Genomic DNA, 23,584 nt, shown 5'->3' with positions numbered 1-23,584 from the left:
TTCGATGGACCAAAAGCGCACGCCAATACTTGAATTTAACCGAGTGAATAAAGTCTTTCGCGGTAAAGGCGCGGGCGAAAAGTGGGCGCTTAAGGATTTATCGTTAACTTTGTCGGCGGGTATGGTGGTGGGGTTATTGGGGCAAAATGGGGCGGGTAAATCGACCCTAATGCGCTGTGCCTTGGGTGTGCTCACACCGGATTCTGGCAGTATTGTTACCCTAGGCGAAACGCCCGAAAATTTAACCTCAAAGGCAAAGGAGCGTTTAGGTTATGTGCCGCAGCAACCCTTTGGTTATGAAGGTTTTACCATTGAACGCGCCCTCGATTTACACCGCAGCTTTTATCCCAATTGGGACATGCAATTAGAGCAAGATTGGTTGGTACGTTTCGAGTTAGATGTGACCCAACAGGTGCAGCGTTTATCGGTTGGGCAAAGGCAATCATTAGCGTTAATTATGGCGATGGCCTATCGCCCTGAGTTGTTAATCCTCGATGAACCCGTTGCCAGCCTCGACCCTATAGTCCGGCGCAAATTTATGGTCGATTTGTTCGATCTCGCCCTCGAATCTGGTTCTGCCGTGCTGTTTTCATCCCATATCACCTCTGATTTAGAGCGAGTTGCCAGCCATGTGGCATTGATTAAACAGGGTGAGTTAGTGCTGTTTAAGGAAATTGATGCCCTGCGTGAAGAAGTGCGCCTACTCACTCTCGCGCCTGAAGCTGTTTTGCCCGAGTCAATTACAGTGCTGAGCCGTGTTGGCGATTCAGTGCTAGTGGATTTAGGTGAGCACAGCGCGTCAATATCAGGCGTGTTAAAGAATGAAGCCTTAAACTTGGAGCAACTGTTTATGGAGCTACACAGATGAGTGCGGCGCACCATAAGCAGATACAAGTCGCGAAGGGCAAAAGAACGAGTCAACGAATGAATCCTTTCAAGGGCATGCTGCGCTTTTGGTGTTTTGATATCGGCAGTGTGAGCTTTTTAGGTACGGCTATACTGGGGGTGATCTTAGCTTGTATCGCTGCGGTTTATGGTAAAAATGATAGTGCTGAACTGTTGTTTTCTATGGGGATTATCTCAAGTTCGGCGGCGGTTGCATGGCAACTCATACGTCTGATGGCGAATGAATGTGCACAGTTAATTCCCCATTATCGTCGCCATATCTACATTCAAAGTGTCACTGTTTTAGTCAGCGTTTTTGGCATAGGAGTCTTGTTCTGTTTGGCTTTAGGTTTGACGGCTAGCCTAGCGAGCTTAGTGCTGGCTTTGGTGATGAGTTTAACTTTTATTTGGCTTTGTTTACTCAGCACTCAGTGGTTTTATGCTTCGTTTTTACTTTTTGTCTTAATGCCATTTATCCCATTGATTGCAGAGCACATTCCTCTTTGGCTAAGTGCGATTGCCCTGCTGATTTTAGGTATGCTGATTGCGCGTGCATGCCGTGTTTTACCTTGGCGTGCTGAGGCGAGGACGGTATATCTCAATGGTCTCGAAATGGGCTGGTTTTGGCTGCCGAATCTGCAATCCATGCGTATCTTGAGTCGCTTCGAGCGTTATTTGCATCCGACCAATTTCTTTATTGGCCCTATGCTCACCATTCTATTGTTATTACTGCCTATATTAGCCTTAGTGCTTGGGCTGTTGTCGCATCAATTTCATTGGAACGCCCCTGTATTATTGTTTTTGGCGCAGTTCAGCGTGATTAGTTGTTCGCTGGTGCATTGGAGCCGAGTGCAACGCTCGCGCTCGACAGAAACCTTATTGTTGATGCCAGGGTTTGATGGTCGAAAAGGACTCATAGCGGCATTTTGCCTTGGACAGCAAAGACTCCTGAATGTGGTCGTCGGCATTATGCTGACGTGTAGTCTGCTGTTGGGCTGGCTCAATGGTGATCTGAATATGCCGTTAGTGGGTCATCTGGTGCTCAGCACTTACTGGGCCTGCGCTTTGACGTTAGGTTTTGGCTGTATGTGTCGCCGAGTTTTGCATATCACGCTCACTATGATGGTCGTCGCGGGACATTCCCTGTGGGTGTCTATCAGCCTTACCTCTTTACGTGATGGCGGCAATTTAACTAATTGGTTGTTATGGGATCTACTCTTAATACTGCTTGGGCAAGCGGTGCTGATTTGGGGCAAGAAAATCCTCTGGAAGGGCGATGTTATGAGGGCATGTTGACGTTTCGAGATTAAATTTTGTTCGCTCTGGCAAGTAAGTGCTACTAAGAGTGGTACGCTGCTAAAGGCTATTTACAGCGTGATTTGGGCGACATTTGCACAACATTAGAGCAAAAACTCTTAGTTTTTATTTGGCCTTCAGGTAGAATGCTGCAAAAGCGGTACACTTGTAAGCTAAAAAGGTGAGTCTCTTATGTCTCTCGATCAATATCATGTTATTCGACTACTACAGCAGCAAAGCGAGTCTTTAAAAGACGCAGTAGCGCTGGAAGGTTTTGAAATGGCCGCTCCTTGGTATCAGGTGAGTTGGCAAGCCTTCGACCAAATCAGCAGTAAAATTGCACAAGTGTTGATCGAACTTGGCGTACAAGTGCAAGACCGTTGCGTTATTCTGGCGCAAAACTGCCCGCAGTGGACTTGTGCCGATGTCGGCACTCTTAAAACTCGTGCCGTTGTAGTGCCAATTTATCCCACCAGTACCGTCGAACAGGCGAGCTTTATCGTAAACGACGCCACCGCTAAAGTGATTTTTGTTGACGATGCTAAGCAATACGCCATGGCGTGTGAGTTGCAAGCCTTATGCCCAAGCCTAGAGCATGTGATTGTATTCGATGCCAGCGTGACACTCGCTGCCGATAATGCCAATCAGCATTGGCATCTAGATACCCTACTGGCGGGTGACACTCAGTTAAACATTGAGCAAGAAGCCGAGCTTAATCAGCGTTTACAAGCTGCAAATCTCGATGATTTACTGACCTTAATTTATACCTCCGGCACGACGGGCGATCCTAAGGGCGTGATGCTGGATTACCGTAATATGGCGTCTACCATACGCCAGCACGATCAAAAACTGGCCTTCCATTCTGGCGATGTGTCTTTGGCATTTTTGCCATTGAGCCATGTATTTGAGCGCAGTTGGAGTTTCTACGTCTTGTGCCGTGGCGGCCATAACGTCTATCTGCAAAATACCCAAAGAGTGAAAGAGGCGATTAGCGCCGTGCGTCCACATACCTTGTGTGTGGTGCCGCGTTTCCTCGAAAAAGTGTATAGCGCCGTACAAGATAAAGTCGCCAAATCAGCCGACGGTCGTAAGAAGTTGTTTGCTTGGGCGATGCGCGTTGGCCAACGTCAGTTCGAAGTTGGACAAGGTCGTGCTAAGGGTGGATTGTGGTTGTCGCTGCAATGGCGTTTGGCGCACAAGTTGGTGTATAGCAAGCTGCAAGCCGTGCTCGGTGGCCGTTTGAAGTTTATGCCTTGCGGTGGCGCAGCCTTAGATGTGAATGTCGGTAGTTTCTTCCATGCGATTAATATTCCGGTACTTTGTGGGTACGGTATGACAGAAACTAACGCGACTGTGACCTGCAATACCTTAGGTAATCGAGTGCCAGGTTCCAATGGACAACCTTTGCTGGAAACCGAAATTAAGCTAGGTAAGGACGATGAGATTTTAGTCCGCGGCGCGACTGTGATGCGCGGCTATTACAATCGTCCTGAAGATACCGCCGCTGCGTTTGAGGATGGTTGGTTAAAAACCGGCGATGCAGGGCGTTTCGATGCGAACGGCAATTTATTTATTACCGATCGTATTAAAGAATTGATGAAGACCTCCAACGGTAAATATATCGCGCCGCAAAGGGTTGAAGGCGCCGTAGGCTGTTGTCCTTTTATCGAGCAAGTGGCGATTATTGCCGATGCGCGTAACTATGTGACCGCTTTGATTGTGCCAGCGTTTGAGTCACTGGAAGCGTGGGCGAAGGACAAAGGGCTGAAGTATGAGTCACCTTTAGAATTGCTGCGCCATAGTCATGTGGTTGAGCATTTTGAGCAACGCTTAAAGCAGTTACAGCATGAGTTGGCCGGTTTTGAACAGATTAAAAAGTTCACTCTGTTGCCTGAAGCATTTTCGATGGAAGCGGGTTTAATCACCCCAACGCTCAAGCTGCGCCGCAAGATGATTTACCATAAATACGCCCATGAAATAAATGCTATGTACAACAACTAATTGTTAAGTTGTTGTTGCTAAAGGCCGCGCAAGCGGCCTTTTTTTTATCTACTACTTCCTGAAGTGCTTTTCTTCGCTTAAAATTCGCCCCGTTTACTGGTGCGCATGAGGCGCGAGGCGTCGGTATAAAAGGTGTAGTTAAATGGAACTTTCGATTCGTAGTTTATTCGCTGCAGTGAGTGCGGTGTTGTTATCTTCTTTAACTGTCATTCCTGCAGCTGACGCTGAGGATTACGACAAAATCGTCCATGGCCCAGTGGACTTGCCTAACGGGCAATGGCTCAATTTCTATCAAAAAGATCATAAAGTGTGGGGCGAAATGCTCTATGGCGATGCGCCCGGCGTGCGTCTTGATGATTATGGTTCTGCTGAAGTGGTTGCGGTTTTTTACCTCGATTTTGATAAAGGTGGCACCAAAGAAGTGGTTGTCATGCTGAAAGATGCCGATGGTCAGCATTTACGGGGCTATGGTTTTGAAGGGGATGATCTCACAAAACTTCCCCGTCTACAGGTTGTGCTCGATGAAGTCGCACCAACCTTAACCTCGTTTACCGTGGGTAGCGTTCGTAAAGTACTAAGCCAAATTCCGCCGCAACAATACCGTATGACCTATGATGTTGACGCGATTGAAGATCCCGCCATTAAAGCGGTTGTCGATGGTTCTACTAAGCTCAAGCCGACCTTAGTGGGTTATCGTAATTCCGAAGGTTCACCCGTCGATGTGAAGACCGCCGTCGAGTATAAATTACGTTATCCACTCACTCGTAAAGATAAAGATGCCCAAGGGATTGAGCGCCAATATAGCTTAGTGACCACCTTTGATCGCAGTGGTTATAGCGAAGAAGACGGCAGTTTTGTATTGGTGAGCGTGGCCTTTGAGGCCGATGATTTTGATTGGCTTAAAAGTGGTGGTGCCGTGATCCCTAAAACAGGCCCATCCTATGATTTTATGAGTATGGGCATGGGGAGCACTTGGGCAGGGCTTGCCAGTGAAAGTCATTATGCCCAAGGTGTGCTCGATGGCCCGTATGCAGCCTACGATGGTCGCAATGGTAGCGTGGTTTACTCTGGTAACTACAAACAGGGCAAAAAAGTCGGTAAGTGGATGGAGACAGAGAACCAAGCCATTTATTGGGAAGGCGAATATCTTGACGGTAAAAAGCAAGGTAAATGGATTGCACAGTCGATGTTCGATGAGGCCGATAACTTTGGTTTTGCCCATTACAATCAGGATGTGCTCGACGGCCCCTACGAAGTCTATGAGCCCGATTATGACTCCAGTGCAGAAGGCGATAAGCGATTAGTGGCAAAAGGTATTTATCTTAATGGCGTAAAAGATGGCGAGTGGCTTGAGGCTGATGGCAGCAAAGGCCAGTATCAAAAGGGTGTGAAGCAAGGCGCTTGGGTCGATAAAGTGACGAGCGGACATTTCCGTGATCAAGTTGGTGAAGGCGCCTATCTTGCAGGAAAACGCACTGGCCCTTGGGTATTTAAAGCCGAAGATGGGACTCGTACCGAAGTGAGCTATGTCAATGGCTTGCGTCAAGGAGAGTCTAAATCATTCGACAAAAATAATCTGATGTTTAATACCCGTCATTATGAGCAGGGTCGCCTTAATGGTCAGAGTATTTGGTATTCAAGTCCGAATGTCGTGGTGGATATCGCTAATTACCGCCAAGGAGAGCTGGATGGCCAGCAAATGCGCTTTAATCCCCATAACGGTGAGTTGACTGAACTCACGAGTTATCAATTTAATGAAGCGGTGACGCTTAAGCCTTCGCACGATGAATGTATTATGCGTGAAAATCCCTACTCAGATGATTGTGAAGGGGTGATTAATGGCAAAAATGAAGCAATTTCATCGATAAAACACGGTGAGCAACGCGAGTATCATAGCAGCGGCTCCCTGTATAAATTGGCTTATTACACCAATGGCGCTGTAGATAAAGAATATCAGTTTGATTCCAATGGCCGTTTATTAAATTTAAAAACGTACAAAGCGGGTAAGGAATACGGCCCAAGTATCAGTTATTCCACTGATGGTGGTTACTCACTCTCCCGATATGGTCACCAAGTGAATAACCGTGTCTCTGGCCCCCATTACAGTTTCTATCCCAATGGACAATTAAGAAGCCTGTGGAACTACTGCCAGCAAGAAGGCGAAACCTGGAACGGTGAACCTTATTTCTGGGATAACGCCATTGCGCGCTGCGGTATACAGCGCGAGTACTTTGATAATGGTGCCGTGAGTTGTATTGAAGATCTCGATAGCAATTATGCCGTTGATAAAGTGTGTTACGACATGAATGGCAAGATAGCGAATGAAATGCTGCGTATCGATGAGCAGCATGTGATCCACAAGCGCTACATTAACGGTGTCATCTATTCCGAAGAGCCGGGTTTTGCCGATTACTCACATATCACTAAGGGCCGTAAGATTTATCACTTAGAGAACCCAAAAACTCATGGGGTGTATAAGTCTTATAAAAATGGCAAGTTAGAATACGAGAAAATGTATGATATGGGTAAGGCTGGATGCCTTAAAAAGTACGATGCTAACGGCAAGCAAACCCCAGAAACGGCGAGTTGCCAGTTTTAAAATGCTGGTTTGGGCTAGTGGCTAGAACCTGTTTGGCTTAGGATAATGGATGAGTTTGGTGGTGTGGTTTCATTGCGATAATCACCACGCTCTTCCATTCATAAAATAATAAAAAGGAAGTTTGCATGTCAGCCACAGAATACAGTCTCGAAATCAATCCAAGATTTACTGAAACCGACGGTCTAGGCCATATTAACAACACAGTGATCCCCGTATGGTGCGAGGCGGCACGCACGCCAATCTTTGAGATTTTTAATCCCGAGTTAGATTTGCATCAGTGGAACTTAATCGTCGCGGGGTTTACCGTGGCATTTATCGCGCCGACTTACTATGGCAAGAGTGTCACAGTAAAAACCTATGTCAGCCGTATCGGTAATAGCAGCTTCGAGCTGACCCAAACCTGTTGGCAAGCGGGCAATAAAACCGCCGAAGTGAAAACTACCTTAGTGCACTACGATTACAGCAGTGAAAAAAGCCGCCCGATTCCTGAAGATATCCGCGAAATGCTCGCGAATCTGAATGGTGAAAGTGCTTAGTCTGCTTACTCTTTCGGTCAGCGTAATTGCAATTGCGCTGCTGAAGGGTTAATTTGTCGGCCCGCTAACCGTGATGCAGATCACTTGTCTGTATCGCTTAATTTTTATCGGTTCGGATTAACCATGAGATTCTATTTTACCCGCATGCGATCGAAGGACATTTGTCCACCAAGACAGCCACTTAAAAAGATTGTGTGGTCATGGATTGGGGCTTTCTGTGGCATTTACTTGGTCGCGAGTCTCGCAAATTATATGAGTGAAAACCTCGTCGACACTATGTTTGTCATTGGCTCGTTCGGCGCGTCGGCTGTGCTAGTGTACGGTGCACCGCTGGCGGAGTTTTCTCAGCCGCGTAACTTGATTGGTGGCAGTGTGTTATCGGCCTTAATTGGGGTCGCAGTGTACCAAGTGTGTGGCGATTATGTGGTGCTGGCGAGCGCCTTAGCGGTATCCCTGTCTATCGCATTCATGTACCTGACTCGCACTCTTCATCCTCCGGGCGGAGCAACGGCATTGATTGCCGTGATTGGCGGTGAAAACGTGCATCAACTCGGCTTTCTTTACGCGTTAATGCCAGTGTTCCTCGGCTCAGTATTACTCTTACTGGTTGCGCTGGTGGTTAATAACCTCTCCACCGATCCCAAGCGCCATTACCCTGTGTATTGGATTTAGCTCTGTACAGTACAAGTGTTTTTAAATGTAAAAATAAAGGCTTAAGCTCGGATGCGGCTTAAGGCTCTACTCAAGATAGATAAGCAAAAAGGTGCAGTTAAGCACTTTGAAATTAGAATCTTGGATTGGCGTGTAGATATCCGCAGGGCTGAGACCACGCCAAATAGGTCTTTGCTCGTGGGTTAACTTAAACACCTGCTGGGCTCGGTTTAATGTGACACTGAGTTGCGCACCATCGAATTGCCAAGTTCCTGTGTGTTGTTCTAATTCAAAATTATCATTAATGGGCCTCTCATATTCGAGCACGGCTTGGCCTTGAGGCGAAAGATTCAGAGTTGCATCACCCGCAGCACAATGATCTGTTCTGATAAAGTCTGGTGGTAAAAGTTGCAAAACCTGTTCACTGTTACGTAAGTAAATACCGATATTATTCATACTGAAAAAGTGCTTACCTTCGGCAAATTTATACTCTGTCGGTTCGGCAAAACCTTGGCCTTTGAGGAGATCTTCAATCTCAGTGATGGCTTGGGAATCGCGATAAGCGGGATTGGTGGCAATGGCCGTATTAGGGAATTCTGCCGGAATGGCGATGGTACTCTGACTTACTTGCCAGCCAGATTGGATTAAGGCGGTTTCAATGGCTTTTACCTTAACGGGTTCAATGCCTTGGGTAATCAGAATGGCTTGGCGTTGTTGGCAGGCGGACAAGATAAGTAAGCTTACAAGCAGTAAACTTTTACGACATAGGGCGACTGTCATTTAGCGGCACTCCTTTGCTGCGATGTGTTTGCTTATGTTTTAAGTCTAGTTTTTCAAAAATTTCTGTACATACCAGCAACTGGCTTCTATCTCAAAATCCTGGTTTTTTGCCCACTTTAGGCCATGACGAACTAAGCGTTCGGCAAGGCCTTTACCGCGCAGTTCGTTGGGGACAAAGGTGCGGCTAAAATCGATATCCTTGCCTGATAATTGGTATTCCAACACGGCTTCATAGCCATCGACAGGGATAATAAAACGCTGTCTATCCTGTTGATGTTCAATGGCTATCTCGATATTTTCGTTATCTGACATACATGCTTCCCTCAAGGAGTGGCTTAAAGTGTGCTGGCAATTCGTTATTGATTTGAATAGCTTAAGCGATTTCGTGCTGTTTGAGAATCGCCAGCAGTTCTGCCGGTAACTCGGCTTTTTTGCCCGTTTTAAAGTTAAACATTACGGCGACTGAAGTGCCTAAGGTGGTTACTGCCTGCTGCTGTTTACTAAATGCCTGATAATGCATGGTAAATCTATCGCTGTGAATATCGCTAATGCTGACACTTACCAATAAAGTATCGGGGAAAGTCACTGGGCGTTTATAGCGAGCCTGATTTTCGCTGATTACGGGGCCAATACCGGATTTATACAGAGTATCTAGCGGGAAGAGGCGATTGAAAAAGTCGATACGTGCCGTTTCAAAATAGCGGAAATACACCACATTATTTACGTGTTGTAGGGCATCCATTTCACCCCATGCAACGGGGATTTCTGTGACTATGGGGTGCTGTGCGAGAAACTTTTCCATTGCCTGTTCTTGTACACCTTCTTGCAACTGTTGTTTAAATCCCATGATAAAAATCCCAAGTTAAAACGCTCGTTTAAGCGGCCAGACTAGCAGCATAAGATTGCTGCGACAAGTCTTGGCCTAAGCTGATACTGTGGATAATAATGGCAAGCAATGCAGATATGAGTAATGTCTTTAAAGGGTTAGGTTGAGCTATGTATATTGGACAAGCGGCAAAGCAAACTGGGCTGTCGATAAAAGCGATTCGCTTGTATGAGGCGTGGGGGCTCATCGACACTCCCGCACGTCAGGGGCGTTATCGTATTTATAGTGCGGCGGATATTAGGCTGTTGTTGCTGATCAAAGAGGCCAAAGCCCTCGGTATTAAGCTTGTCCAACTAAAAGATTTACTCGAACAAGGCGATAAGCATGCTCAGTTAGCCACAGTGCAGGTTTTTTTGTTGGGTATTAGAGCGGATTTTTTACGCCAGATAAGTGAATTAGAGCATAAAGTCACTCAGTTAGATGCCTGTATTGATGGGCTCTCCTCCTGTGAATCACAGCTGTTACCTTAGGTCTTGACTCTCCCCTTAGGGGCAGAGTTTATGCTATTTGCCACATTGACTGTTATGGAGTTTCATCGTGGCAAAAAAAATTTTAGTGATTTGTGCTAATCCTAAGGCGCAGAGTTTTTGTGAGCAGTTAGCGACAACCTATGCCCAAGCGGCGGCAGATAAACACTCAGTGAGAATCGTCAAACTAGCTGAGCTGAATTTTGACCCGAATCTGAGCTATGGTTATCGTCAACCTCAGCCACTCGAAGCCGATTTGCAGACGTTTCAAGCGAATATCCAGTGGGCAGAGCATGTGGTGATTGTCACCCCGATTTGGTGGGGCGGTATTCCTGCTAAGTTTAAAGGCTTAATCGATAGGACATTTTTATCTGGGTTTGCATTTCAATATGAGAAAGGTAAATTGATACCCGCTAAGTTGCTGCGCCATAAAACCTCGCGAATTATCATGACCATGGACACGCCGCCTTGGTATTACAAGTGGTTTCAAGGCGCTCCCGCGCTCAAACAGCTTGATACCGCCACCTTAGTATTTAGTGGTTTTAAGCGGGCTAAGTCCAATATGTTGGGGCCAGTGATGAGTGCTAAGGAGCCGCAATTGCAACAATGGCGAGCGTTGGTGCAGCGGCTTGGGAATTTAGGTTTATAGAATCTAGCGAGACAAGGAGTGGGTGTGATTAAACAAGTAGGCAATACTCTTATTCAGCCAAAACACAGAGCGTCTTGCCATTGTGGTGCCGTGGTATTGGAGTTGTCATTGCCTAATGGCATCGAAAATCCACGCCGTTGCGATTGCTCTATCTGTCGTCGTAAGGGCGCAATGGTTGGCTCTGTGCCGCTGGCGGGGATTAAGATCCTCAAGGGTGAGGATGCGCTGAAACTCTATGAATTCAATACCAAAACTGCTAAACATTACTTCTGCTCTATCTGCGGTATTTACACCCATCACCAGCGACGTTCCAATCCCCATGAGTATGGTTACAACATTGGTTGCCTCGAAGGGGTCAATCCATTCGATCTCGAAAATGTGCCCACGAATGATGGCGTTAACCATCCTGCGGATCGTTAGATTATGAACATAGGTCAGTTTGCTACACTCACAGGGCTGTCGGCGCATACGCTCAGATATTACGAGAAAATTGGCCTACTGCAGTCTGTCGTGCGAAATGGCAGCGGGCATCGTGATTATGCGGCGAAAGAAGCGGAATGGATTGGGTTTATCAATCGCTTAAAAGAAACGGGCATGCCGTTAAAGCAGATATTGACCTATGCCGAGTTGCGTGTCCAAGGCGATGTAACCGCTGGCCAGCGACAGCAGTTGCTCGAGCAACATGCAACACAATTGGCTGAGCGTATTCGCCAAGAGCAGGAGCATTTGGCTGCTCTTAAGCAAAAAATTCACTATTACCAAACTCATTTTTAGTGGCTAAGCTCAGTCGCTAACATTTGTGGTTAAATGCTAAAAAGCTAATATTATTTACTTTTCTATTTGCTTGCTTGTGCCTCTAGCCAGCGAGTTAAGTAGAGGGGCAGTCTTACTGATCCGCATTGCCTGTGTCATGCATCAATGAACCATTGACTTAGAGTTAACTCTAAGGTTTAGGCTGCTTGCTGTGATTTAATCCAGCAGGAGCTAAAAATGAGTAATCAAAGATATGTGCAGGGCCTCGCTAAACTGACTGAAATCGACGGTGAGGCGGGGGAGAAAGTCATCCGCAGTCTTGCCGATATTTGCCCTGACTTAAGCAAGTACATTATTGAATATCCTTTTGGGGATATTTATCAGCGTGAAGGGCTCGACCTTAAGACGCGGGAGCTAGTGACAGTTGCCGCACTCACGGCGCTAGGGCATTGCCAGCCACAGTTAAACGTACATATTAATGGCGCATTGAATGTCGGTTGTACGCGCAGGAAATTGTTGAGGTGATATTGCAAATGTCGGTTTATGCTGGCTTTCCTGCTGCACTTAATGGCATGTTTGTCGCTAAAACCGTATTTTCTGAGCGGGAGTTAAGCGTCGTTTAGTTAGTCCTGAGTCAGGTTTATTGATTTGTAAAAGTGACGATAAGGCCGCTTTGATTTCCTCTCAAGTTCATTTTAGTTGGATTTAAACTGGCGATGGGGTGTTGCAGAGCTTTCATTCGACTCTAAGCAGAGCGTTCGACTTTGGCTAGAGATAGCCAAAGTGACCAATGTACCGAGATTGAGTGGCACAGTTGCCATCACTGTGCTTTGCACATTACAGTGGCAAATGTTGCCCGTCTTACTATTTCAATGGAATGTAAAATAATAATGAATTTAATCGGTTACATTGGGGCGGCTCGCCAATACTTGCGAAAGCTCAGTTTACCATCACTGAGTGACATCCGTTTAGGTTTGGGCAAGTTCTGGCGCTGTCTTATCCTAGGGGTTGCTAAGTTATCCTTTGCGCAAAAGCTGTATCTTATTGCTTTGATATTGGCTTTTAGTAGCGAGTTAATGGGGTTGGTCGCTGTGATTGCCGTAATCGCTATGGCCATCGAGTTTTGGCCTGTGTTCGAGCGGGTTTGGCACAGTTTGGCGGGCAAAGCTGTGTTGTTGCTGTTTTATGCGATGATTGCCAACTTTGCTTTGGGCTGGTCTGGCGCGATAGTCAACGAAGTGGTTGGGGTCTCAGCAAGCGATCTCAATTACACCCATAACTTAGCGATTCTACTCTATATGCCCGCTTGGTTTTTGATGGTAAGCGCGATTGTGCTGCTGGCATTGCAGTTGATTATTCCTATCTATTTAATATTGATCTTTTTGCTTAAACCTTTAGGCGTCAAATCGTTACGGCTTACCTCGCATACTTCATTCCGTAAAACGACTTTTTTGATCCGTATCGTGCTAGCGACTGTGGTTTTGTATCACTTGAGCCTGTTAATTGATTTAGAGACGCGCATTGAAACCTCATTTGGCAACTTTATTACCTCTCCCCAAGAAGCCGCTAAGCATGCGCCTCGCGAGCCTAAATCGGGACGGTTGCCGGATGCGACCGATGTGCTGACGGTACCGATTGTAGAGCTAACTCAGACTGCTCTTGACTCTGAAAGCGATAAATCGAGCAAGGCTGAGAATAGTAATGATGACGGCGAGCTGGAAGAGGAAGAGCGCAAAAAGGCCTACGCCTCGGTGCGAACTCAATATCAGTACTTAGTGCGGCAATGGCTAGCTACGTTTGCATTTTCACTTGAAGCCAATGGCCGCTCGCGTTGTAAAAAGCCTGCCGAGTCGAATGTGATTGAATTAAATGATTACGAGATTTTGTTGATCACACCCGATAAGAATGCGGATTATGGTTATCGTTTTGAGGTGGAAAAATGTATCTCGGCCGCGTTTCCGTTGGCGGTGAAGGGCAATTGAGTCAATTAATAAAAAAGCGACCACAAGGTCGCTTTCGTTTTATCGGCTAAATCAGCTTGAGCTGACTATCGTGTTATTCAACCATCACGTTATTCAACAATCGTATTATTCAATCAGCAGCTCATCGAAGCTGCTGATTTTGCGGAACTCGCCTGTGCGTTGCTTGCTGTCGCGAACCATTTGGCAGGTCATCATTCCTGCAGCGTCGGCAGCCTTTAATTCTTCAATAACATCAGACACAAACAGCGCTTGTTTGGGGCTTAAACTGATAGTGTTGAGGATATTGCAGTAAGCCTGCTTATCTAATTTGTTGCCCGTGCGGGTGTCGAAATGGCCGTTAAACATTTCAGTTAAATCGCCGCCGTCACTGTGGCCGAACAACAGTTTTTGCGCGTCGACTGAGCCGGATGAAAAGCTGTAAATACGCAGATTTTGTGCGCTAAAACGTTTCACTGCTTCAATAAAGTCCGGGAAGATATGGCCCTTAAATTCACCGTGGGCATAGCCTTGTTTCCAAATTAACCCTTGTAAGGTTTTAAGTGGCGTAGCTTTACGGTCTTCGTTGACCCACTGTTGCAGGATCTCAGTTACACGCGCTAAGTCAGCCTCGGGCTCTAGGGCGATATCTTTAGTGTCACAAATACAGTTTTCAACCAATACATTGTGTTGGTTCTGTTCTAAAAAGTCTGGCAAGGCTTTGACAGAATAGGGGAATAGTACATCTTGGATAAAGTTTAGGTCTGTCGTGGTGCCTGCTGTGTCTACGACTATGGCTCTGATACCCATAATGTTTTGATACTCCACAATATGTTGGCTAAAAAATGCAACTCCGATCCTAAGCGTTATTGGTGAAATTGGCTAGTCTATTTCACCCAAACACATGGGCAAATTGTGGGTGATATCACTAAGCGATAAGATTGAAATTTGATTAATCTAGTAATTTTAAAAGCTTATCCACTGATTATCCGAGAAAACACTAACTTGATACTGGATTTCATCTCGTTTATTGCGCACAAGTTTGTGGTAGACATAAGACTATGGTCTTAATAGCTAAGGGAAATTTAGGCTGCTATTGTAGTTAAAGTCTCTTTACTCCTTTATACCTTGCATGCTGTGGTTTTCGGGAGACGAGACAGCATATTTCACCTGCGAATAGAGAGACCTTACATGAAATATTTACCCGCACTTGGCTTTGGTATCCTATTAGCCTTATTGAGTTTTATCAGCTTCTCATTGGTCGCCAGCGTGGGTTATATGTTGGACATGTTGAGTGCGGTGCCTCACATCTCGCATAACAGTGTGGAGTATCTTTTATTGGCGGCTCATGATGCGAGTTTGCTGATATTGCTTGCAGGTTTAGTGCTTTATGCTTACCACAGGATCTTTCCTAAACTTCCCTTCGATTGGTTTACCGCTGTGCTTATCCAAATGCCCCTTGGCTTGGCGGTACTGGTATTAGATGGTTTTACTTTAAACCTGTTTTCATTCAAAGGTTTTGCTCTAACGTTGACCACTTTAGCCGCTTCATTTGGGGTGTTAAGCCTCTTTTGGTTGCTTCAACGCAGAGCTAAGCGTTTCGAGGCGAGGTTGAGTAAATAAGCAGAATTTACAGAACATAGCGTAGGCGCAGTGCCGTTTGTTCAACAGGGGATAACGCGAGCCACTGTTCTCGGATTTCCACGGCCTCTTGCGGATAGTCGGTAATGAGCACATCGGCTCCCAGCGCCAACATGCGCCGCATTTGCCGTGGATTATTTACTGTCCATACATGCACTTGCTTACCTCCTTTGTGTGCACGGGCGATAAATTTTTCGTTAGTAATCGATTGATTGACCGCTAAGAATTGTGTATTCGCCTTAATGGGATCGCCAATGGATTGAGTGACGATAAGGCCAGTGTGAATGGAAGGGTCGAGTCGTTGCACTTCTTCAATGGCTCTTGCTTCGAGTGATGTAATGACGACTTGTTGTGTCATTTTCTCTTGTTGCAATAAGGCGACAACGGCCTGTGCCAAGCTGGGATCGGCTTGATTATATTTAAGCTCAATGTTCAAACCGATTTTGTTGCGTGCCTCATTAAGCATCTCTAGTAGTGTTGGTACGGATTCACCTGCAAAGGCGGCACTGTGCCAACTCCCCGCATCGAGTTGTTGTATTTCACTCGCACTGAGGTTGGCAACTCGCCTAGAATCGCCCGCTATGCGCATTAAATCAGCATCGTGCAATACCATTAAGGTGCCATCGGATGCCGTTTGCACATCGATTTCGGCATAATCCGCCTTTTCTGCAATCGCTAAACGCAAAGCCGCAAGGGTATTTTCTGGTGCCCTAGCAGCGCCAGCACGGTGGGCAGTAATCAGGATGTCATCCCTTTGTGGTTCACTATTGAGGGCATATACCCCTAACCCCAACATGATTAAAAAAGTGCCGATCAACACCCCGCTTATCGTATAAATCGACAGTTCAGACGTTCTTTTTACCGTTTGTCGCCCAAGGCGTTCTAACCCTGCGGGTTTTTCTCCCAGTTGGCGGTATAACAGCAATATGATAAAGGCTTCCCCAAACATTCCGAGTAAGGACCATGCCGCGCTGAGCATAAAAATCAGTGCAGAGACGAGGGCCAATATGGCTAATTCTGTCGAAAGTGTCAGCGTAACCCTATCGAGTAAGCTATCGGCACCCCAGGAGATCAGCAGTATTAAGGGATACACCAAAGCACCTATCCTCAACCACCAACCCGCAGCGTGCCACATAATCGGGCGTTCATTGCCTGCGCTTAATTGCCAACTGCGTTTGAGTGCCGTCAAAGCATCGGTCGTTTCACTCACAATAATTGTTAGTGAAAAGGCCGCTTTGGCCCACAGATATAAGGCAACAAGGACATAGATTATCGCTAAGAACGCCATACTCGTTAAGGCGAGATACCAGTCTATAGGCTTGAAATACAAGTAGTAATTGATGTCGTGTCCCTGTAGAAACACGCTGAAAATCAGATATCCTAACCCGATAAAAGGTACGCTGAGCAGCAATAAGCAAGCTGCATAAATGCTACCAAGGCGAATAAATACGGGTAAGCGCGCTGTCGCGAAAATCAGCGCCCGCACTGGGCCAATGGGAATATCGTATAAGCCAGATGCTGCGAGAATAGTGACTCCAGCACGTTGGGTAAAAAACACGGTAAAGCTGCTGAATAGAGTAATGACCATAAACAGCAAGCCATAGGGAGACATGGCAAAGGCGATTAAGTCGTAATTGGTAATGGTGACATTGCCCGTTTTGGCAATCAGATGGCGCAGTAGCCAGCCAAAAGACGGGACGACAATACCCGCCGACACTAAGGTGAATAACAGTTCAAATTCAATGAGTTTTCTACCGCAGCGACGAATGGCTTTAAGCGTGTCATGCCAGTAACTGTGTTCAGGATTGAGCATGCAGCTTCCTTAATCGTGCGAGTTTAGGACTGTAATTTAGCAGCGTTTCTGGTTGACGGTTAGTCATTCGTGCAATGTTTTAGATATGGGCAAGCCGTTAAAGTCTTCTTCTCAATGATTTTACAGAAGACGTATAAGTGACTAATCAAAGTATTGGTTTAGCTGCATGGGCTCAGCCATTGCCTTTGCCGATATCCCGTTGATTCATATAGTGGGCTAATTGTGTCGCATCGGCATGAGTGCTGGCACTTAAGCCGCTGAACACTCCCTGTTGATCGCTCATAGATCTATGCTGACCGAGCTTTTCCTTTGCTTGAATCTCATCAATCACAATCTTAAAGCCGACTATGGCTTGGCGCAGCTTTTGCTGATACTCATTTGGCATAATTTGTTTATCTTGTAATAGCTTTGGCTCGTACTTCGCCACTAATGTGTCCAACATATCTTGGGTTTCGGTATCACTCAGCAGGCTTGCGACACCATAACAATGCACCGCCGCATAATTCCATGTAGGCACCGCAGGTTTAGCATCATACCAAGTTGGTGAAATGTAAGCGTGTGCACCACTGAAAACCACTAATACCCGCTGTTTTTCAAGCTCTTGCCAATGTGGGTTCGCTCGCGAAACATGGCCGTACAACACGCCTTTCTCTCCCGCTGTTGCATCGAGTACAAAGGGAATATGAGTTGCATTCAGTGAACACGAAACCAGTAAACCAAAGCTGTTTTGTGTGATAAAACCTGTAATGGCCTGCAGATCTGTCATCGCCATATTCTTAGGGGTATACATTGTCATCCTTGGGTTTCAACATGAGTGAAAGCATTATATTACAAGGAAAAAGTCGGAAGTCGATAGGGGATTTAGAGTGTTAGTTTGTGGCTTATTAAAATCAAAATCGTATGGACTTGAACTCAGACTCGGAGATTAAACACTCGCATTACTGTGACTCGCAGCAAGTACGTCCGTGTATGCTCGAACGTGGCATCCATGCCGCGGACGGTCACATCCATGCGAGTGCTTAATCTAGTTAAGACCTGCGTATACATCTAGCCTCGTTAAATCCGTGAATCAGACTTGCCTAGTCTGGTTCACACGCGAAAACACAGCCATTTTGCGCTGGCTTCGGGTGCCCCATTCCGTGTTTCGGCTCGTTAGCTCAACCGAAAATTCCCACTCCTGCTGCCATACAAATTCTTATCTATTTGCCTATGTTTGGCCTTACCAGAGATCGACTAACAATGTATGGGTACAGTTGTATTTAAATGTAGATGCTTTTGAGTGTTTTTAAGCTCATTTGTTTGCGCATTTATCCAGATGGTCTATTGGATAGAAATATGATAATTTATTTATAATACAATTAGTTAACAATACGCGTTTTTACTGGTCTAATGAGGTAAACAGCGCAGCGCATAAATACTAAGACGTTATACGCTAATTGAACTTTGTCGCTAACTTTAAGGGGGACACTATGGATGAACTAATTTTAATCAAAGACTTTGTGATATCGACATTAATGGCAGGATTTCTGGCTTATATTGCATACCAGCAATTGGAAACAAATAGAAATAAATTAAAGCTGGATTTATACAATAAAAGATTTGAAGTCTATTCAGTTTCTTTGACGTTTTACCAAGAACTAACAGGCTCTGGTGCATCAAAGGAGCTTGTAAGAGAGTTCATTGAAAAAAAGGAAGCTGCAAAGTTTCTTTTTTCAACGGAACCATCAATATATTCATTATTAGATGAGATGCATGAAAAATCATTTAAAATAAATGCAGTAAAAAAGAACCGTGATGATTTGGTAGATAATATCGAAGTAATGGATTTGTTAGCTAAAGATGCCACGGAAGCTGCAAATTGGTTTGGTCCTGCAATTAAAGAACTAAGCCAAAAAATGGAATTTTTTTTGAATACTTAAAAGCGTATAACAAATAAGGATAGGCCGCGCGTAGCCGCGACCTTATCCCAAGTGTTGAACAAGCCCGATGCTGGTTGTTGACACTTTATTATGCAAATAGCTGATTGAGAATTTGAGGGTGCTAAGGTCGTACTTTGAAAGAGACTTTTTTGCAGACATGATCCGCCCTTAGCGAACGAGCTAATATTTTTATCACTTGTTCATCAAGCTGTTATCGAGTCCTCATTCTGTTTGGTTAACCCGTTATCCTTATACTTCTCGCCTTAAGCGGTGATATTAGCGCCTGTCGGTCGATGATGCATATGAACACCCATAAAATGCATAGCTTGATGGCAGCAAGGGCAATAGCGCACGGCTAAGGTACGTTTGACCTCAGGTAACATGGGGAACACTGCACCTGCGACAGCCAACATCAGTTGGATTTGTTGCCGTAGCTTTTTGGCATTGCCTCGCAGTAAGCCATAGTCTCGTACTCGCCGTAATCCTTTGGGTAACACATGTTGCAGTACCAACCACAGAAATTCGACGGCGGGCAAGCTGCGTACTTGTTGGCAGCGGGCCTGACTGTCTTGATAGGTAAAACTCACCTGATTATCGACATGACGACAAATACTGCTGTCGGGTAATACGCCCCGATAAAGGTAGCGCGACAGATATTGCAGTGCAGGTTCGCCTTTACCCACGAACTGACAATCGACCACCCATTTCGAGTGGGATTGATGTGGTAGGGTGAGTTGAAGCGTGTCACTCAGATAAGCCAGTAAACGTGCTCGCCACACCTTGGCAAGATTAAAGGCGTTAAATAAGTAATGGGTTTGACACTTGCGCCATTGCCGCTTGCCTGAGTGGTAGCTCCCTGCTGGGATAATGAAGTGCAGATGTGGATGGTAGTCTCTGCGCCGACTGTGAGTATGCAGTACGCCGGTGAAGCCGATGTCACCACTGAGCTTAGGGGAGCGTGCGGCAAAGTCTTTGAGTACACTCGCTGCCACGGTAAACATGGCGTGATAGAACGGCTCGGGTTGCGACTTCGCTATGGCTCTTAATTCAAACGGCAAGGTAAAGGTCACCATAAAATAATTCACCGGTAATAACTTAGCTTGTTGTTTACTCAACCAGTCACATGTGGTGCCATGTTGACACTGTGGACAACTGCGATGACCGCAAGAGAGCGGAAACTCGAGCTGTTGTTCGCAGGTTTGACAACCCCAGCAGCTTACCCTCGCCGTGTTACAGCGACAGCTGAGCATGGCATGGATAGCATCCTGCATTTCTGGGGTGATTTGATGGGCATAATGCCGCCGAAAATCCGCCAGATGTTGGCGTAAAATATCGATAAACTGGCTCATAACCCACACTCCCACCTCAAAGCTAAGTCGTTGGTCAGTTGGTTAATTGCCTCACAGGTATTTTTACGGGTGATATCAGTGAGCCGCGTGTAACGGGCGGTGGTATTTAGGCTGTGATGGCCAAGCAGTGTTTGCACTGAGCGCAAATCGAGTCCTTGCTCCAGTAAATGGGTGGCATAACTGTGGCGTAGACTGTGCGGACTGATGGCTTTATGAATGTTGCACTCGGCAATGACTTGCTTCATGGCTTTTTGGAGCCCGCCTCTGTCCATGAGTGAGTCAGGTTGATTATCTTTACCCGGAAATAGCCAACGAGGATGACGGTGGGTGCGCCAATAATAGCGTAAGGCTAACAAGGTGCGTTGAGGTAACGGCACCAGTCTATCCTTGCCACCTTTAGCATCACGGATATGCACCTGCATCAGCCCCGCATCAATATCCCCGACCTGTAATGAAATTGCTTCACCAAGGCGCAATCCCATGCTGTACAGGGTTAAGAAACAGACCTGATAACGTAGCTGACGCGTGAGGCTGATAACTATCGCGACCTCGCAGGGCGTCAGGATATCGGGCAGGTGTTTCACCTGTGGTGGCTTAACAATATTAAGCCACTGCCAAGATTTATTGAGGACGTGAAAGTAGAAAAACTGCAAGCCGTTACGGTCGAGTTTGACGGTGCTCCATGAATGTGAGGCAATTAAGTCGGCAAAATAGCGCTTTAAATCATCGGTGGTCAGGGTATCGGGGCAGCAGTCAAAATATGCCGCAATACGGCGTATAGCTCGGCTATAGGCATCAATGGTTGCAGGCCGCTTGCCTTGCAAGGTTAAGTTGGTAAGATGTTGTTCATAAAGTAAATCAAAGCGTTGTTGTTCGTGAATGTCCATGATGATACTCCTAGGTTTGCGACCGAAGCAGGTCGCGTCTAGCAAGTATTTAGGATGAGGGGCAAAAGGATGGTTTTATCTTGTTCCTGCCGCAAAGCGGCTTCGTTCAACAAGTTGCTGCACGCGGACTCGATACAGTTGTCGTGGTTTTTGCTAAAAGAAAAGGCAGCAAAAACAGCACCAACTTACTCGCCTGTGAGCAAGGCGTTATGTTTTTTGAGGAGAGTTGTAAGTGTATAAAAATCCAACTGATTTAGAGTTGCTTGAATGTATTTATAACCACTATAAATCAGAGTTCGCATTGTATGATTCAGATAAAACAATTAGAGCTGGGAAAGTATATGTGCCTATAGACTGCAAGTTCATTGCAGGGAAGTTGCATGCCGACCCAGAATTAGTATTTGGTCGATTGTATTATCACTTAGCTAATGTATACAAATATCAACAATCCAAAGGTGTTGAGGTTAAGTTGTTTGAGTTTGAAGTAGATAAACAACGTCATTGTATACAGTTTCCTGTTTTGGCGTCAGCCGTAGCCAATCTAAAAGCTGAACATCAACGCTATAAACACACGCTTATAGCTTCAATATTCGCGGTAGTAGTAGCTGTCGGTGCTGCGGCAATAACAGCATACGATGTATTTGGCTCCAAAAATGAGCCAGTGAATCACTCTACCCCAGACTGATTCATCACTCCGCTAAAACATGCCCTTAAGCCCTGTTATCGGGTATTGGAGGGCATTTTTTTACCCTAAAATGAATCAAATTCCTTAAGAACTGATTCAAGCCATCTTGATGATGCCACATTATCAACATAACGAGTTTGTGATGGCGGCGCAGTTTCCTGAAACGTAAATTGCATAAGGCTAATGGCTAAATTAGATCGTTAATATGCGCGGGAGTTGATGAGATTAAGCGCTGGCATGTAAGGGACCGTTCGTGACAGGGATGTCACGGTCGAGCCCTCAAGGATGAGTTTATGGCGCGTCACTGGAAAGCCAGTGCTTAATCATTTTCTGATTATTTGCACATTGCCGCACACTCAGTACAGGGTTACTTAGTTGACACAATCAACTAATCTCGATATTGTTGATACAGTCAACTATATCGAGAGCCTTCTATGCCTTCATTGTCACTCAGTGAAACCTTGCACAGATTAGTGCAAGCCTACAAAAAGCAATTGCGTAGTGATATTGCTGCACAAAAGATTGATTTACCTGTCACTCATATCCGTGCCTTGAAGGGGGTTTGTCGTAATCCTGAATCGACGGCCCAGTCTATCGCCCTGCGTATGCAGCGGGATAAAGCACAAATTACCCGTGTTCTTAATGAGCTACAGCAGAGTGGGTTGATCACTAAAATCGATAACCCTAAGGATGGCCGCAGTCAGTTGCTGCGACCCACGGCTGAGGGGGAAAAGATCATGACTCAGATCAATGCCTCAGAACGTAAAACCGTGGCGCGCATGACGCAGGCGCTCAGTTCAGACGAAGTCGATACTTTTATTAAACTTGCCAATAGGATCAGTAAAAGTGTGGATGATGCCGCTGCCGCCAAAAGTGAAACTGATTGCCTTACTCAAAAAAGACCATCTAGTAAGCCAAAAGATACGGCTGGAAAAGGAGCCATTGAGTTGCGCTTAACGGCAGAAAACGCAATAGGAGAAAATCATAATGAATAAACCTGCACCACGTGAGCTAGAAGTGATCCGCTCGACTTATATCACTCCGCATATGTTACGCATCACCTTAGGCGGTGCGGGATTGGCTGGGTTTCCTGCCGATCAAGAGAGTGCCTATATCAAGTTGTTATTCCCACAAGCGGGTGAGCGTCCATTAATGCGAACTTACACTATCCGTCAGCAACGCGATGATGAAATCGATGTGGATTTTGTGCTGCACGATACCGACGGCCCCGCATCGAGTTGGGCGAAAACGGCGCAGGTGGGCGAACTCATTCAAATTGGCGGACCCGGACTTAAAAAACTGATCAACTTTGAGGCGGATTGGTTTTTACTCGCAGGTGATATGACAGCCTTACCCGCCATTAGCGTGAACTTAGCGCAATTACCAAAGGATGCCGTGGGTTATGCCGTGATTGAAGTATTGAGCGAAGCCGACATTCAACCTCTCGTGCATCCTGAACATGTCGAGCTGCATTGGGTGATCAATCCTGAGGCCGATCCCGAAGGTCGCCCTTTGGTTGAGCGAATAGCCCAATTACCTTGGCTTGCTGGCGAGCCTGCCGTATGGATTGCCTGTGAATTTAATAGTATGCGCGCGTTAAGAAGACACTTTAAGCAAGCGCATGCATTGCCTAAGAGTCATTTTTATACCTCGAGCTATTGGAAAATAGGCTGTAACGAAGGTGAGCATAAGCTGGTAAAGCAAGAAGATGAGCTGTTAGAAAATGGGGCCAGTGTTTAAATTCAGATAAGGTCGCCAAGTTTGATTGAGCGACCTTATCTAACCTTCGCTTATGCCGTTTATGCTGCTGATGCACCTATTATTGATGC

Annotated in this window: 24 protein-coding genes and 1 pseudogene; 17 read left to right on the top strand and 8 right to left on the bottom strand. The window is 46.0% G+C overall.

What is annotated here, in order from left to right:
• The first annotated feature begins 4 nt into the window (after positions 1-4).
• From L5M17_RS10510 to L5M17_RS10485, 6 genes are all read left to right on the top strand, one after another.
• On the top strand, positions 5-868 hold the full coding sequence (locus L5M17_RS10510; protein ID WP_263147204.1) for an ABC transporter ATP-binding protein: 864 nt from the start codon (positions 5-7) through the stop codon (positions 866-868).
• Entirely contained in the window at positions 865-2,181 is a 1,317-nt protein-coding gene (locus tag L5M17_RS10505; RefSeq protein ID WP_263147201.1) for an ABC transporter permease, read from the top strand. Before L5M17_RS10510 ends, L5M17_RS10505 begins: the two co-directional genes overlap by 4 nt.
• 192 nt (positions 2,182-2,373) lie before the next feature.
• Entirely contained in the window at positions 2,374-4,182 is a 1,809-nt protein-coding gene (locus L5M17_RS10500; RefSeq protein WP_263147200.1) for an AMP-dependent synthetase/ligase, read from the top strand.
• Positions 4,183-4,324: 142 nt separating this feature from the next.
• Positions 4,325-6,781, top strand: a complete 2,457-nt coding sequence (locus L5M17_RS10495) for a toxin-antitoxin system YwqK family antitoxin (RefSeq protein ID WP_263147197.1) — start codon at positions 4,325-4,327, stop codon at positions 6,779-6,781.
• 125 nt (positions 6,782-6,906) lie between these two features.
• On the top strand, positions 6,907-7,317 hold the full coding sequence (locus tag L5M17_RS10490) for an acyl-CoA thioesterase (protein ID WP_168826862.1): 411 nt from the start codon (positions 6,907-6,909) through the stop codon (positions 7,315-7,317).
• Positions 7,318-7,440: 123 nt separating this feature from the next.
• Entirely contained in the window at positions 7,441-7,989 is a 549-nt protein-coding gene (locus tag L5M17_RS10485; RefSeq protein WP_105250927.1) for an HPP family protein, read from the top strand.
• Between the two features lie 66 nt (positions 7,990-8,055).
• Here L5M17_RS10485 and L5M17_RS10480 read toward each other — a convergent pair whose 3' ends face one another.
• The 3 genes from L5M17_RS10480 to L5M17_RS10470 form a co-directional block, all read right to left on the bottom strand.
• The gene (locus L5M17_RS10480) at positions 8,056-8,748 is read right to left on the bottom strand and encodes a hypothetical protein (protein ID WP_263147194.1); all 693 of its coding nucleotides are present in this window, start codon (positions 8,746-8,748) and stop codon (positions 8,056-8,058) included.
• A gap of 45 nt (positions 8,749-8,793) precedes the next feature.
• A complete protein-coding gene (locus tag L5M17_RS10475) occupies positions 8,794-9,060 on the bottom strand; it encodes a GNAT family N-acetyltransferase (protein WP_006084845.1) in 267 nt (88 codons plus the stop codon).
• A 61-nt stretch (positions 9,061-9,121) separates the two neighbouring features.
• A complete protein-coding gene (locus tag L5M17_RS10470; protein ID WP_263147282.1) occupies positions 9,122-9,550 on the bottom strand; it encodes an acyl-CoA thioesterase in 429 nt (142 codons plus the stop codon).
• Between the two features lie 194 nt (positions 9,551-9,744).
• Here L5M17_RS10470 and L5M17_RS10465 point away from each other — a divergent pair, with 194 nt between their 5' ends.
• The 6 genes and pseudogenes from L5M17_RS10465 to L5M17_RS10440 all read left to right on the top strand — a co-directional run bounded on the left by L5M17_RS10465 (position 9,745) and on the right by L5M17_RS10440 (position 13,485).
• Complete coding sequence (locus L5M17_RS10465) at positions 9,745-10,104, top strand: MerR family transcriptional regulator (RefSeq protein WP_263147191.1); 360 nt, start codon at positions 9,745-9,747, stop codon at positions 10,102-10,104.
• Between the two features lie 67 nt (positions 10,105-10,171).
• Complete coding sequence (locus L5M17_RS10460) at positions 10,172-10,750, top strand: NAD(P)H-dependent oxidoreductase (RefSeq protein ID WP_263147188.1); 579 nt, start codon at positions 10,172-10,174, stop codon at positions 10,748-10,750.
• A gap of 24 nt (positions 10,751-10,774) precedes the next feature.
• Entirely contained in the window at positions 10,775-11,170 is a 396-nt protein-coding gene (locus L5M17_RS10455; RefSeq protein WP_105250932.1) for a GFA family protein, read from the top strand.
• Between the two features lie 3 nt (positions 11,171-11,173).
• The gene (locus tag L5M17_RS10450) at positions 11,174-11,524 is read left to right on the top strand and encodes a MerR family transcriptional regulator (RefSeq protein ID WP_263147186.1); all 351 of its coding nucleotides are present in this window, start codon (positions 11,174-11,176) and stop codon (positions 11,522-11,524) included.
• Between the two features lie 216 nt (positions 11,525-11,740).
• Positions 11,741-12,126 (top strand): annotated as a pseudogene (locus L5M17_RS10445) (carboxymuconolactone decarboxylase family protein).
• A 267-nt stretch (positions 12,127-12,393) separates the two neighbouring features.
• On the top strand, positions 12,394-13,485 hold the full coding sequence (locus tag L5M17_RS10440; RefSeq protein ID WP_263147183.1) for a hypothetical protein: 1,092 nt from the start codon (positions 12,394-12,396) through the stop codon (positions 13,483-13,485).
• Between the two features lie 105 nt (positions 13,486-13,590).
• On the opposite strand, the gene mtnC is transcribed toward L5M17_RS10440, so the two are convergent.
• Positions 13,591-14,271 (bottom strand): acireductone synthase, encoded by a 681-nt coding sequence (mtnC, locus tag L5M17_RS10435; protein WP_263147180.1) that lies wholly within the window; start codon positions 14,269-14,271, stop codon positions 13,591-13,593.
• 381 nt (positions 14,272-14,652) lie between these two features.
• On the opposite strand from mtnC, the gene L5M17_RS10430 reads away from it, so the two are divergent.
• Positions 14,653-15,084, top strand: a complete 432-nt coding sequence (locus tag L5M17_RS10430; protein WP_263142250.1) for a hypothetical protein — start codon at positions 14,653-14,655, stop codon at positions 15,082-15,084.
• Between the two features lie 7 nt (positions 15,085-15,091).
• Here L5M17_RS10430 and L5M17_RS10425 read toward each other — a convergent pair whose 3' ends face one another.
• Positions 15,092-16,915: a glycerophosphodiester phosphodiesterase gene (locus L5M17_RS10425; RefSeq protein ID WP_263147178.1), complete on the bottom strand. Its 1,824-nt coding sequence runs from the start codon at positions 16,913-16,915 to the stop codon at positions 15,092-15,094.
• Between the two features lie 172 nt (positions 16,916-17,087).
• Positions 17,088-17,705, bottom strand: a complete 618-nt coding sequence (locus L5M17_RS10420; protein WP_263147175.1) for an FMN-binding negative transcriptional regulator — start codon at positions 17,703-17,705, stop codon at positions 17,088-17,090.
• 679 nt (positions 17,706-18,384) lie between these two features.
• Between L5M17_RS10420 and L5M17_RS10415 the strand changes: the two genes are divergently transcribed.
• On the top strand, positions 18,385-18,834 hold the full coding sequence (locus L5M17_RS10415; RefSeq protein ID WP_212600833.1) for a hypothetical protein: 450 nt from the start codon (positions 18,385-18,387) through the stop codon (positions 18,832-18,834).
• Between the two features lie 263 nt (positions 18,835-19,097).
• Here the strand turns inward: L5M17_RS10415 and L5M17_RS10410 are convergent, their stop codons facing one another.
• Together L5M17_RS10410 and L5M17_RS10405 are read right to left on the bottom strand one after the other, a co-directional pair.
• A complete protein-coding gene (locus tag L5M17_RS10410; protein ID WP_263147172.1) occupies positions 19,098-20,183 on the bottom strand; it encodes an IS91 family transposase in 1,086 nt (361 codons plus the stop codon).
• Complete coding sequence (locus L5M17_RS10405; protein WP_012088873.1) at positions 20,180-21,070, bottom strand: tyrosine-type recombinase/integrase; 891 nt, start codon at positions 21,068-21,070, stop codon at positions 20,180-20,182. The genes L5M17_RS10410 and L5M17_RS10405 overlap by 4 nt, the downstream gene beginning before the upstream one ends.
• Positions 21,071-21,302: 232 nt before the next feature.
• On the opposite strand from L5M17_RS10405, the gene L5M17_RS10400 reads away from it, so the two are divergent.
• From L5M17_RS10400 to L5M17_RS10390, 3 genes are all read left to right on the top strand, one after another.
• The gene (locus tag L5M17_RS10400) at positions 21,303-21,755 is read left to right on the top strand and encodes a hypothetical protein (RefSeq protein ID WP_212600832.1); all 453 of its coding nucleotides are present in this window, start codon (positions 21,303-21,305) and stop codon (positions 21,753-21,755) included.
• A gap of 434 nt (positions 21,756-22,189) precedes the next feature.
• Positions 22,190-22,750, top strand: a complete 561-nt coding sequence (locus tag L5M17_RS10395; protein WP_263147165.1) for a MarR family winged helix-turn-helix transcriptional regulator — start codon at positions 22,190-22,192, stop codon at positions 22,748-22,750.
• Positions 22,743-23,495 carry a siderophore-interacting protein gene (locus L5M17_RS10390; protein ID WP_263147162.1) on the top strand — a complete coding sequence of 251 codons (753 nt, stop codon included), beginning with the start codon at positions 22,743-22,745 and terminating at the stop codon, positions 23,493-23,495. The genes L5M17_RS10395 and L5M17_RS10390 overlap by 8 nt, the downstream gene beginning before the upstream one ends.
• Positions 23,496-23,584 lie beyond the last annotated feature (89 nt).

It is taken from the genome of Shewanella sp. SW24 (assembly GCF_025653395.1).
Taxonomy (GTDB): Bacteria; Pseudomonadota; Gammaproteobacteria; order Enterobacterales; family Shewanellaceae; genus Shewanella; species Shewanella oncorhynchi.
This window is presented reverse-complemented; position numbering and strand designations above follow the sequence as displayed.